12 protein-coding genes are annotated in these 12,097 nt (G+C 44.7%); 1 reads left to right on the forward strand and 11 read right to left on the reverse strand.

What is annotated here, in order from left to right; translation table 11 throughout:
- Positions 1-3: 3 nt before the first annotated feature.
- From ACESPU_RS01500 to ACESPU_RS01550, 11 genes are all read right to left on the reverse strand, one after another.
- Entirely contained in the window at positions 4-675 is a 672-nt protein-coding gene (locus ACESPU_RS01500; protein WP_057326346.1) for a ribulose-phosphate 3-epimerase, read from the reverse strand.
- Entirely contained in the window at positions 668-1,711 is a 1,044-nt protein-coding gene (locus ACESPU_RS01505; protein ID WP_011966412.1) for a galactitol-1-phosphate 5-dehydrogenase, read from the reverse strand. The genes ACESPU_RS01500 and ACESPU_RS01505 overlap by 8 nt, the downstream gene beginning before the upstream one ends.
- Positions 1,708-2,397 (reverse strand): IspD/TarI family cytidylyltransferase, encoded by a 690-nt coding sequence (locus tag ACESPU_RS01510; protein ID WP_011966413.1) that lies wholly within the window; start codon positions 2,395-2,397, stop codon positions 1,708-1,710. The genes ACESPU_RS01505 and ACESPU_RS01510 overlap by 4 nt, the downstream gene beginning before the upstream one ends.
- A 70-nt stretch (positions 2,398-2,467) precedes the next feature.
- Complete coding sequence (locus ACESPU_RS01515) at positions 2,468-3,694, reverse strand: EpsG family protein (RefSeq protein WP_011966414.1); 1,227 nt, start codon at positions 3,692-3,694, stop codon at positions 2,468-2,470.
- A complete protein-coding gene (locus ACESPU_RS01520) occupies positions 3,691-5,130 on the reverse strand; it encodes a lipopolysaccharide biosynthesis protein (RefSeq protein WP_011966415.1) in 1,440 nt (479 codons plus the stop codon). The genes ACESPU_RS01515 and ACESPU_RS01520 overlap by 4 nt, the downstream gene beginning before the upstream one ends.
- A 239-nt stretch (positions 5,131-5,369) precedes the next feature.
- Positions 5,370-6,131, reverse strand: coding sequence for a DNA-binding domain-containing protein (locus tag ACESPU_RS01525; protein WP_158532394.1), 762 nt, complete (start codon positions 6,129-6,131; stop codon positions 5,370-5,372).
- A 51-nt stretch (positions 6,132-6,182) separates the two neighbouring features.
- Positions 6,183-6,827: a sugar transferase gene (locus tag ACESPU_RS01530; protein WP_011966417.1), complete on the reverse strand. Its 645-nt coding sequence runs from the start codon at positions 6,825-6,827 to the stop codon at positions 6,183-6,185.
- Between the two features lie 8 nt (positions 6,828-6,835).
- On the reverse strand, positions 6,836-6,982 hold the full coding sequence (locus tag ACESPU_RS01535; RefSeq protein ID WP_182318885.1) for a hypothetical protein: 147 nt from the start codon (positions 6,980-6,982) through the stop codon (positions 6,836-6,838).
- Positions 6,983-7,537: 555 nt separating this feature from the next.
- Entirely contained in the window at positions 7,538-7,927 is a 390-nt protein-coding gene (locus ACESPU_RS01540) for a hypothetical protein (protein ID WP_041525567.1), read from the reverse strand.
- A 40-nt stretch (positions 7,928-7,967) separates the two neighbouring features.
- On the reverse strand, positions 7,968-9,080 hold the full coding sequence (locus ACESPU_RS01545; protein ID WP_373133095.1) for a transcription termination/antitermination protein NusG: 1,113 nt from the start codon (positions 9,078-9,080) through the stop codon (positions 7,968-7,970).
- Positions 9,081-9,604: 524 nt separating this feature from the next.
- Complete coding sequence (locus ACESPU_RS01550; RefSeq protein WP_158533028.1) at positions 9,605-10,540, reverse strand: site-specific integrase; 936 nt, start codon at positions 10,538-10,540, stop codon at positions 9,605-9,607.
- Between the two features lie 66 nt (positions 10,541-10,606).
- Here ACESPU_RS01550 and ACESPU_RS01555 point away from each other — a divergent pair, with 66 nt between their 5' ends.
- Positions 10,607-12,097: a cobyric acid synthase gene (locus ACESPU_RS01555; protein WP_158533114.1), complete on the forward strand. Its 1,491-nt coding sequence runs from the start codon at positions 10,607-10,609 to the stop codon at positions 12,095-12,097.

The raw sequence follows: 12,097 nt of genomic DNA on the forward strand, positions 1-12,097 counted from the left end.
TTACTATTTTATATATGACATAAATAAAGGAATCGTATCTTGTAGAATACATCCTTGTTTAAAAATTCCGGCTGTTCCTCCCACGAAAATAGAGGCTCCCAATTGACGCATATATTTCGCTCTCTCAGTACTGACACTTCCATCTACACATATTTCTACATTTCCATAATTATGTTGATCCAAATATTGACGAGTTTCACCTACTTTTTCCATCATTCCATGAATCATCATTGTTCCAGCAAATCCGGGTACAATAAGCATCAATAATATAACATCAACATAAGGGAGATATTTACGTACCTCATCTATAGAAGTATCCGGATTTAAGGCTAATCCAAATTTCGCACCCCTCTGTTTAATAAAAGCCGCATTCTCCAAAACACTTTCTTTACATTCACTATGAATAGATACAATATCCCCATCTCTAATGTCCATTGAACGGATAATTGTACGAGGATGTTCCATAAGCAAGTGAATATCAACTGGAAGACTCGTAATCTTTCGAATAGAATTAACCACATCAGGACCAAATGTAAGATTTGGGACAAATGCAGCGTCCATTATATCTACATGTAAATAATCAACTCCATTTTCTTCTAAAATATGGATGTCACGCTCCAAGTTTACCAAGTCAGCACACATAAGCGAAACGGATAATTTAGATATTCTATTCATGATCTACCAACATTACTTTATTTGAATAAATAGAATTATCACGCATAAGCATCAAGCCTTCCATTAACTGGCTAAAATCCAAACGATGGGTAATCAATCTTTTGAGATCCAATTTTTCATTCTCCAACCAATATAAAACTTGAGTCCAATCATTATCATTGATGCCAAAACTAGAGTTCCAAGTACCATAAATCTGCAATTGCTTTCGCAATAGTTTCCAATAAAAATCTTTCTCTAAAGTCATATCATCAATTGGATTACCTAAAGCAACAATAGTACCCGAAGATTTCACTATTTTCAAGCTAGTATTGAACGACATAGATGCCCCAGTCCCCTCAAAAACAATATCGGCTCCGGAGCTATCTATATTCCTTGATACCCATTCAGATACATCTGAAGTAGTAGAATTACAGATATTCTCTACCCCATAAGTCTTTGCAAAATCCAACTTTGTTTGAGTCCTACCTACTAATACCACTTTTGATGCTCCCAAAAGTTTTACCATTTGAGATAATATCATCCCAATTGTTCCTGGACCGATAACAACAACTGTATCTCCTTTTTTAAAACCAGATCGTTTTAATGCATGTAAGGCAACCGCTGCTGGTTCTAGCATAGCCGCTTCTTCATAACAAACGCAATCCGGAATCTCCAAGAGATTCCAAACAGGAACAGCAACATATTCCGCAAAACCCCCATTACATCTTGATCCTAAGTAATCATAATTCGAACATAATTCATATTCCTTATTTTTACAATTATTACACTTAAAACAAGGTTTCAAAGGGAAAACAGACACTCGCTTACCCAACCAAGATAAATATGTTGAACTTCCAATATCACTAACTACACCTGAAAATTCATGACCTATAACAGTAGGAAAATGATATGTTCCAGTTTTAAATACTCTAGCAATATCCGATCCACAAATCCCAGCCGCCTTAACTTTAACTAATACTTCATCTGATTTTAATCTAGGCAGTGGTATATTCGTATACTTTAAATCACCTATACCAAATAACACATTTGCTTTCATTTTTCCAACAATAATTTTAAACGAACTAAATCCTCCGGTACCGTTACTTTAAAATTTCGTTCATCACCTTTTATTAACTTTACTTTCATTCCTGCCTTATAAGCTATTTCTGCACTTCCTCTCACCAGTAACAATTCTTCCCTATTCATAGACTTACAAGCATTTATATATTTCCCTAATTTAAAAGCTTCAGGAGCTTGTCCTGCAAATAATATATCTCTATTAAGGACAGAAGATATGCTCAGTCCATCATAACTTTCATATATCGTATCCTTCATTGGTAAAACAGGCATAGCCCCATCATATTTTTGGCATACATTGATACATTCATCAATAAGTACATCTGTTACAAGTGGGCGTGCTGCATCATGAATAATAACAATATCAGATGGGGCATAAAACATTTCTGCCACCTTTAACGCATTGAATATCGTATATTGCCGACTTTCTCCTGAAATAGCAAAATGAATAGGGATATCAAAACTATTAGTTTCATCTTCCAGAATTCGTTTCCATTTCGGATCTATAGCGATAATAAGGCCATCTATGTGCTTATTACACACAAAACATTCTAAACTATAAGATATTATCATTTTTCCATGTATCTTCAAATATTGTTTAGGTATATCACACTCCATACGAGATCCAGATCCACCGGATAATATTATCGCAACATTTCTAGTCATAATCACTTTATAATAAATACAAGAACAACACTATCTAATAAAATAAAACGCAACATTATTAAAAAATAATCTAATAATCATTTTCCACCGACCATCCACTCCCTCTTAACTGATGATGTTTTTCTCTTTCAGGATCAAGGGACTTATCAAATACGGAACTGTATGGATAATAACGTGAATAAGTGTAGCTTCCTCCTATAATATCTTCATTCAACCAAGCTTTAGCTCCAAAAAACAGAGGGAATAGGAGTAATACACAGAAAACAAGGATTTTCTGTCTGCGTACAATACGGTCGATCAATATCCCTTTGGCGAACATGACGGATAAGAAAAGCGTGAAGAAATAGAAATAATCAACCATTCTATACAGGATCATAAGGCTGTATCTTGCACATACCAATAGGAGAGCTATACATACACACGTTTGAAACAGATCTTGCTTCAAGCGGATATACTGGGGATATATCACCTGCGTTTTATGAAGCATGAATACATAAACGATCAACTGCGCAACCATCCACACATAGTTGATTATACTCAAGTCTTTGTTTCCAAACCACTCACTTGTGGCATACGCTGTTATACGTGAAGCCATATCTTCACTGGGGAGAAACAATGACGCACCCTCTGCTATAGGAGTCATAAAATCCTTTCCGACAAGTATCGGGACAATCATCGCTACACAAAGGAGCCAGTAAATAGCAGGCTTTCGTGGAATTAGGTAGTAACCGATAACAAACAGGAAAACCGCGAAAATCGTGAACACGTGAAACAGGACTGCAACCAAGAAATATAGCAGGAACTTCTTGGTTTTCCCGTCATTGACGGCTAATATACCCAACAAGAAAAAAATGATGGATAAGGATCCTCTCATATGTTCCATACTCGTAGCCGTATAACGGCCTATGAAAAAACAGAGAAGTATGAAAAAGCATAGAGAGGGACACACTTTTTTTATGAAATATGCTATCATCCCTATACCGAAAGCCGCCACAACAAATTGGAACAGTAAAAAATCGTTCCAAATCGTCTTGCAGGTCGCTTGCAACAGAACCCATAGCGGCATTTTCATCACTGATTCAAAATCGCTCCATTCCAAATGGAACAAGTCATGACTAAAATAAAAATCAGACGCATACGAAACCGTATCTGAGCCTACCCTCCAGCGAAGCCCCGCCACCAGTATCAGCAGAGTTACAGCTATCCTGTAATGCGTCCACCTATAATCTTCCCGCCCAAGAATATCATAGCGGACAGACAGATACAGCAGGTAAATGAAAACAATCAGGTATATCATCGCCTTTTCTTTATCATTTCCAATAGATACCAAGCCTCCCGGGATCCGGTAAGCAACGTTACCGCCATGTAAAGCACGATCCCTGCGGCTGTTCCCGCGGCGAGCGACACCGCATCGGAGCTTATCATATGGTCTAACAGGTAAACGCCCGTACCCATGACCGCCGCATACGCCAGTATCGGCAGCATGGACTTCATTTCAGATGCGAAGGTCACTCCGGGCAGTACACGTGCCGAAAATACAGTGATCACATAGACATCTGCCACATAATAGAGCAACATTCCTATGCAAACCACCTTGATACCCCAAAAGAGGGAAAATACCAAGATAGAGATAGCGATCACTTTCTTTATTATCTCTGCCTTCAGACAATAATCACTCCTGTGCTTTGCGTTCAACAACTGCCAGCTCATGTTCGAGGCCGGCCACCAAATCCAAGCGAAGCAAAGAATACGTATCAAGGGAACAGTCTCTATCCATTTGTCCGTCAACAATAATCGCACCACCGGCTCCGCCAGGGCAGCCAATCCCATCATCAACGGGAAAAGGACGAAACAAGTCATGCGCAGCATCTGGAAAAAACGCCGTTGCAACTCCTCTTCATTATCTTGCAGCTCACACTCTATCGGATAGGCTACACGGGCTACAACATCGTTAACAGCCGTCGGGACAAAACTTGTCATCTGTGTGGACTGGCTATACAAACCTGTCGCTGCTGATGAATAAAACTTTCCTATCAACAAAAAACTTCCATTCGCATAAATAGCATGCAAAGTCCGACTCATCAACAATCTCGATCCAAAACCGAATAATCCCTTAAAGGAACGGATGGAGAAAACGAATGAGGGCATCCAACCCGCCGATACCCAAAGCAACGCCACATTCAAGAAATTCTGTAAAAGCGGTTGCCACACCAATGTCCAGACACCGAAACCATGATAAGCCATCCAAATCCCCACGCATCCGCTCACAGATATGGCGATAATAGAAATCCAAGCTTGTCTACGAAAATCCATCGCTATATTCAATTTCGCTTGTTGCACCGTACGGAACGCATTGATAACAAATATCAAGGCCATCCATACCAATAATTCCTCCAATAGAGGCTCATCATAAAAACTGGCGATGAAGGGTGAGCACAAAAACAATACGGCATATATCAATAATGATACCCCTATATTGAACCAAAACGTCGTGGAAAAATCAACCTCTGTCCTGTCTTGTTTCTGAATAAGAGCCTCCACGAAACCAGAATCCACAAAGACCTGCGCCACCACCAAGAAAATTGTAAGCATCGCAACCAAACCATAATCAGACGGTGATAATTGACGAGCAATAAGGATTGAGAACAATGTCATGAGACCTTGCCGAAGGAATTTCTCTACAGCACTCCATGCGACACCTCGCAATGCTTTCTTTTTTATGGATTCTGACATATAATCACTATATCTCCTATTTGTTCCAATAAAAACACCTTATAACATAAAGCACTTCTTTATTTAGAGCAAGTTACTTGAAACATCTACACCAACCTATTTTGTATAATCCCATCATTCAACCCTGCATAAGGGCTTCATACAGCACTGCATAAGATGGTTATACAAGGCTGGAGAAGGGATCATACAGCGAGCCAATCCCTTTTTATGAAGAGAGAAGGCTCGCCGTGCCCCTTCCTTTAAATCTCGTCCGGACTCTCGCTATCACTACCGCCATCAGCAGGGCGACCACCGATCCAGACCGGCACGCTTACGCTACGGGGCGTTTTCAAGAGACGGTTTGATGTGGAATACTGCGTCGTCACCGTCAGCGTATACTCACCTTCCGCCAGATCAGCCGGCAGGAGCAACGTGAGCGAGGAGGGATTATTGATCGTGATCAGATCGTCCGTTAATTTTGTGACAGCCTTCGCCGCATTGGTCAGCGTAACGCCTACCGACTCGTCGTCGCCAACCACTTTTAGCATGGCGCTGCGCACGAAGAAGTTGCGGCCCGCCGTAGCGCTACCATCCTTCAAGCCCGTCTTCTTATCCTCAGTCTCGAGGATGTACATGATGTTCGACTTCTCGCCGAGGATCTCAACCGAGGTTTTGGCGATCTCCTCGCGCAGCACTTTGTCCTGCGTGAGAGAGACGTAGATGGAGTTTCTCTCCTTGTTCCACACACCGCCCTCGATCACGCCGGTCAGTTGGGCAACGGCACGGAACAGGCCCGTGTTCACACTGTAACCGTTCAAAATCAAGTCCATCAGCACACGGTGATAGAGCGTCACTGAATGGTGAAGCGTCTCCGGGCGCAACCCCGTGTCTTGCTTGTACATCTCCTCCTGCACATCATCCAAAGTTAAACTTCCGGCCGAAGCCAATAACAAGATCTTATCGGTCTTATTGTCAGTGGTCACCGAATTGTCGATAAGCCAGCCTTTCAATACTTTCTTCATGGTATTCTTGATTTAAAGGAGGGCAGAATTGCTCTCCTCGGTTATCCTTATCTAGAATTTCTTCCCGAACGCAATGTTCAAGAACGTCTTCACCAATATCTTGAAATCGAACCACCACGAGCGGTGCTCCAGATAGAACAAGTCATAGCGTAAGCGGCGGAGCATCTTCTCCAGCGTATCCGTATAGCCGTTGTAGAGCGTGGCGTAAGAGGTCACCCCTGGACGGATCTGGTACAAGAAACGATAGCGGGGATCACGTTCCATGATCTGGTCGATGTAGAACTTCCGTTCCGGACGGGGACCGATGAAGGCCATATCACCGATGAATACATTCCATAATTGGGGAAGCTCGTCCAAATGATGCTCGCGCAGGAACTTGCCCACATGCGTCATACGGGGATCAGCGCCTCCCTTGTAAAGGGCGGGGCCGAACTTCTCTGCGTCCAAACGCATGCTGCGGAACTTATAGATATGAAACGGATGGCCGAAACGGCCAATCCGCTCCTGCCTGAAAATGGCAGGGCCGCCATCCTCGCGCCTCACGGCGATGTAGCAGATCAAGAACAAGGGGGAGAATACGACCAAGGCGATAAAGGCCAAAAGACAATCCCCTATACGCTTCACGTTACGCTCGAAGGCGGTCATCCCATCCGGGATAAAATCAGTAGATTTATCAACACTCTCTTTTATAAGCATGGCTTAATTTATTCCTTTCCTCTATTTTTCTCCTCCTCTTTCTTGTAATCGATATACCGCTCCAAGGCCTCACGTACCAGACGGCGGAAAAGTTCCTCGTCCGACAGATGGTCCCAAAGGAGATCTACCAAACGATAGTAAACGCTAAAGTGCATGTCCTTGCCTTTTTAAAAGAATTGTAAGTGTCACTGCCAATGCCTCCGCTTACGCGGATAATGGACTTGGTCAGTCTGGTGACTTGTAAAACCGTGGCGATGTAATCGCCCAAACGGGGAAATGATTGTCTGTGATACATGTCTGGTTTGTTATTATTTTTATACATCTATGTCCTTATGGATAGGCCCTAGTAATGCAAGTAATGCAAGTAATGCAGCACCTGTTTCCCACACACGTGCGTACATTATATAAAACAAGATATAGAACAAGAATTTTACACTAAACGATCGCAAACAAGGCATGGAACGATCCGGATGAGAAACGCTGGATAGCCGTATGAAAGTTTGATTCGACATATATAATGTACACGTGCGTGTGTGGGAAAAAGGTGCTGCATTACTTGCATTACTTGCACCTGTTTTCCCCGGCATCGGTTCCATCCCGTACGTATATCGGCATCGACTCACGCCTACGTTCGTATAGGCCTACACCGATATATGTGTGGGGCGACGTCGATATACGTGTAAAACGATGCCCTTATACGTATGCCACACTCATACGGTCTCGCTTAGCAATGGCAATCCCTCCACCTCTCTCTTATGCCAGCCTTGGTAATCAGACAGGGAAAACCCGGGGACGGTCAACTGTTTGTAATCCTTATCGTCTCTTCGCAAGATGTGCTTGCGGGCATACGCACGGAGCGAACGATCCGTCACGGAAACCATCACCACAGGAAACGGGTAGCCGAACAAGCGCATCGGCGTAACCTCGCTGTCCGGGAACGCACGGCGCAACTGATAGGCTGAGCACTCGAACGCCACCCAATAAGGACCCGTGCAATACAAATGGATGGAAGCAGTGTTCGTTCGCTCGCGGCTCATGATATCACCCAAATGCTCGTTCAGCAACGCCACCAAACGAACGCCAGAAGGAAGGGAAGACATTTCTTTTTGATTTATGATTTTTGATTTAAACTGTCAACTGTCAACTGATTTCGTGTTTCAGCCAGCGATCGCAATCGTCCAGCCGGCGGATCAAGGATAACTTGCTTTTCTTGGGCGAGGACTCACCCCGCCACGGATCCACCACCTCATGCGCCATCTGCCGGTAAAGGGCGCTGTCCGTGCAACCGTAGAGCGTCACCAGCAACAAGGCACGGGATTGCGGAGCTTTCACCACCGGGAGCATACCACGCATCGTGTCATGTAAACGTATGAACTCCTCCTCATCGCCCAACAACTTGTAGGCAGAAAGAAGCAATGAGTAGATCTTGCAACGCATCACGTCCGTCTCCGCACGGAGCGAACCGTAGGATCTCAACACCTCACGGGCCAAACGAGTATCTTCCTCAGATACGCTGCCGGAGGCATGGTAACGTCCCAAGGCATCGTGCAAACCCTCCCGCAGACGGTCGTTATCCAGATGGGTATAGACGTGCTTGCCCTTGGTGTTCAGCTCGATCAGCTCATACTCGCCCGGCTTCACCTCCAACAAGGGGACCCACATGCAATCGAGGATACGCGCCATCACATCTTTATGCCCGCCACCCGGCTGGATCACTACCTCCGCCTCCATACCGGTAAAATAACCGGACGTGATACGCACGCGATCACCTTTTAGCAGGCGATTGCTGTCCGGCACATACACCGGAAGCTCGTTGGAATAAGATTCCGCCACCCAACGCAAGTTTCCCATCTCACTATCCGAGAGATAAGGGAAATGAGTCATGCCTCCGGAAGAGACCCGGGGAAGGAAATTGTATAGGGGAAGCGTACGCTTCATCTGGAAGATCTCCTCAACCGAGGACCGAACAAACACGTAGTTGAACAGCAGGGGCCGCTTCGTGTTGACCATCTTTCCGTCCACCTTCCTCACCTCCACATAGGAGGGGGCGAAATACTCGAACAACGTCTCCCCACGACGCTTGCGCCGGGAAAGCTCGGCATCCAAGCTTTTAGCGGGGCTGATCCTGTCGCGTCGTGCCACACCCGTAGTAGGAAGCGTGAGCACGTACCAGCGTACAGTCTTCAGGTCATGACGCTTGCCAACCCGCGCCGTACCCCTCTCCGAGCAACCGTCTCTCAAAACATTCATCATTATGATTATCTTTTCCTAAGATTATAGCAGGATCTCCACTCAAGCCTCACGACAATTCAAAGCCCTACCAAGAGCACCATATTTACTCCTGATAAACAACACTTTATGTCTTTAAAAATGGCTTTTCTGAAAATCACCATCGCTTGAAATATTAAGCTACTTGGGAAGTAGCTTAAAAGGTTGGAAAATGGTTATTACCCAGTTGTAGAGACGGAGCGTGCTCCGTCTCCCACCGTCTGACAGTAATTTAGAATACCATTTTAAGGGGATGAGACGGGGCACGCCCCGTCTCTACAAGAATGTATGTTCGATTTTTAGGAGGGACGTGATGATGTAGGAAATACGAGATCATTTCGTCTCTATTGCCATGTCTATGCACTAGGAATAAGAACGAAGATTTAAGGAGAATCAAGGTCGGAGCACAAACTAATGAACAAACTAAGCCTTATGATTGCTTGTTATTTGTTATTTTTTATTACTTTTGCGCCGTGAAAGAATACGCTACTTCCCAAGTAGCAAGCCTCTTACCCCACTTTGGGTATCGGTTTACACACGCTCTCAAAACAATTCCGGTTCACTGTCGACAAACGTTCCAACGAGAAGCTCTTCAAATAGATCTGTGTTGTCTTAATAGACTTATGCCCCAACAACTCACTGATAACCTCGATCGATACATCTTGTTCCTTCAAGAACGAGGCGAATGAATGACGGATCGTATATGAGGTGACCGGAAGCGTAACGCCTGTCGATCTCGCCAACAACTTCATCTCACGGTTAAAGCGGGACAAGGTCCTGTTATATTCTTTGTAGGCCGCCTCACCGGTTCTCCTTCCACTCAAAAAAGGAAATAAATAAAAGGATTCCTTTGCCGTACAAGCGGACAACTCATCCAACAGCCGCAACGCCCCGGAGGGAATCTCCAGCTGTATGAGAGACCCGCTCTTTTGTCGGTGATACTGCAATATCCCATCCCGGATATTCTCCCATTTCAAATGCGTGAGATCCACAAACGCTATCCCGCTGAACGCGAACATCAACCGAACGGTCAACTGTACACGCCGCAAGGATTGATCCTCCAATTCAGCGTTAAACATACGCTCCAGCATCTCTCGCGGCAACGCCTTCTTCCGCTTGCTTTCAACGCCCGTGAAGACATCTTTGAACAGGTTGGGTACAAAGGGAGCCTCGTTCGCCTCCACGGCTAAGTTATAAATGTGACGAATCCGACGCATATAGGTAGACACCGTATTCAACGAACGGCCCTTGTCCAACAACCATGACTGATAGCACAAAAGCCTGTTCCTATTAATATAGGCATAAGGAATCGCCTCCATACCGCAAAAGCACTTGAACGAGTTCAAGGCATCTTGATAACTCTTCGCCGTGGAATACCGTTTTTTCTCACGCAGACAAGCCATGTAGATGGACAGGCCCATAACAAAATCTTCTTCTTTTTTCATATCTTCTCCTTAATAAAAAGGCCAAAAATACTACCTTTGTACACTGTGTAAATAAAATCTATACAGATGAAGCAACACCTACGACCGATTATGTTTGTCGGAACCTGCTCTGATGCGGGTAAAAGCGTTATCAATGCGGCGTTTTGCCGTATTTTCAAGCAAGATGGTTATCAACCGGCACCGTTCAAGGCACAAAATATGTCCCTCAATTCCTACTCTACCCCGGAAGGTGGCGAGATGGGCCGGGCGCAAGTCGTACAAGCGGAGGCCTGCGGTATTTCCCCGCATACGGATATGAACCCGATATTACTAAAGCCGACAAATGATAAAAGCTCGCAAGTCGTATTAAACGGAAAGCCAGTCGGCAATATGTCCGCCAAGGATTATTTCGGGATACAAAACCAGAAGGAGGAGTTATTTAAGGAAGCCATCGAAGCCTTCAACCGTCTGGAAGCTCGCTATAACCCGATCGTATTGGAAGGAGCCGGAAGCATCTCCGAACTAAACCTGCGAGACCGGGATATCACCAATATGCGGATGGCGATGAAAGCCGGCGCCTCCACCTACCTGATCGCAGATATAGACCGTGGGGGCGTATTCGGCTCTGTATATGGAACGATCGCTTTATTACGACCAGAGGAACGAGCGTTAATGAAAGGGGTTATCATCAATAAATTCCGTGGAGACGCCTCTTTATTCGAGGAAGGGCGGAACCTGTTAAAGGAATTGACCGGGATTCCCGTGGTAGGCGTAATTCCATGGTTTCGGGATATCAAGATAGAGGAAGAGGATTCCGTAGCGTTGGATATGAAAAATAACACTTATAAAGACGGGAAAATCAATGTAGCTATCATCCTGCTGAAACGAATGTCTAATTTCACGGATTTTGATGTATTGGAGATGGACCCCCGTTTCAATCCTTATTATACCAACAATATCGATGAGATAGAGAAAGCCGACATCATCCTGCTCCCCGGCTCAAAGAATACGTTATCGGACTTACAAAGCCTGCGGGCCAATGGGATAGCGATGGCGATTATCCGGGCGCATAAAGTGGGTAAAAAGGTGATCGGTATTTGCGGTGGCTATCAAATGATGGGAGTCCGCTTGGAAGATCCGGAAAGTATCGAGGGAAATATCCCGGCGATTCCCGGTCTCGGTCTTCTGCCTCAATGCACGGTCATCGAGCAGGAGAAGATCACGAGACAAAGCGACTTTGCTTTCCTCCCCTCCTCGGAGAATAAGGATTGTAAAGGATACGAAATACATATGGGACGAACCACCCTATTGGGTGACGCCCCCGAACAGCCCGTAGCCCGACTGGAAGACGGACGAACGGACGGATATTACCTCAACAACCGATGCTGGGGAAGTTATATGCATGGTATCCTTGATAATCCGGCCGTATTGGACAACTTAGCTGAAGGCTTTGACACGGAAACGACTACAGGCCCTTTCGATTATGCCGCTTTTAAGGAAGAGCAGTATGACAAACTCGCCGCCCTCGTAAGGGAGCACGTGGATATGGAATATATTTATAACAGTATTAAAAACTAA

The sequence above is a fragment of the Parabacteroides sp. 20_3 genome, assembly GCF_964238835.1.
Classification (GTDB): domain Bacteria; phylum Bacteroidota; class Bacteroidia; order Bacteroidales; family Tannerellaceae; genus Parabacteroides; species Parabacteroides distasonis.

Coding starts and splice junctions, on each gene's coding strand:
- ACESPU_RS01500 (WP_057326346.1), bottom strand. CDS start 675: ATGAATAGAATATCTAAATTATCCGTTTCGCTTATGTGTGCTGACTTG.
- ACESPU_RS01505 (WP_011966412.1), bottom strand. CDS start 1,711: ATGAAAGCAAATGTGTTATTTGGTATAGGTGATTTAAAGTATACGAAT.
- ACESPU_RS01510 (WP_011966413.1), bottom strand. CDS start 2,397: ATGACTAGAAATGTTGCGATAATATTATCCGGTGGATCTGGATCTCGT.
- ACESPU_RS01515 (WP_011966414.1), bottom strand. CDS start 3,694: ATGATATACCTGATTGTTTTCATTTACCTGCTGTATCTGTCTGTCCGC.
- ACESPU_RS01520 (WP_011966415.1), bottom strand. CDS start 5,130: ATGTCAGAATCCATAAAAAAGAAAGCATTGCGAGGTGTCGCATGGAGT.
- ACESPU_RS01525 (WP_158532394.1), bottom strand. CDS start 6,131: ATGAAGAAAGTATTGAAAGGCTGGCTTATCGACAATTCGGTGACCACT.
- ACESPU_RS01530 (WP_011966417.1), bottom strand. CDS start 6,827: ATGCTTATAAAAGAGAGTGTTGATAAATCTACTGATTTTATCCCGGAT.
- ACESPU_RS01535 (WP_182318885.1), bottom strand. CDS start 6,982: ATGCACTTTAGCGTTTACTATCGTTTGGTAGATCTCCTTTGGGACCAT.
- ACESPU_RS01540 (WP_041525567.1), bottom strand. CDS start 7,927: ATGTCTTCCCTTCCTTCTGGCGTTCGTTTGGTGGCGTTGCTGAACGAG.
- ACESPU_RS01545 (WP_373133095.1), bottom strand. CDS start 9,080: ATGATGAATGTTTTGAGAGACGGTTGCTCGGAGAGGGGTACGGCGCGG.
- ACESPU_RS01550 (WP_158533028.1), bottom strand. CDS start 10,540: ATGAAAAAAGAAGAAGATTTTGTTATGGGCCTGTCCATCTACATGGCT.
- ACESPU_RS01555 (WP_158533114.1), top strand. CDS start 10,607: ATGAAGCAACACCTACGACCGATTATGTTTGTCGGAACCTGCTCTGAT.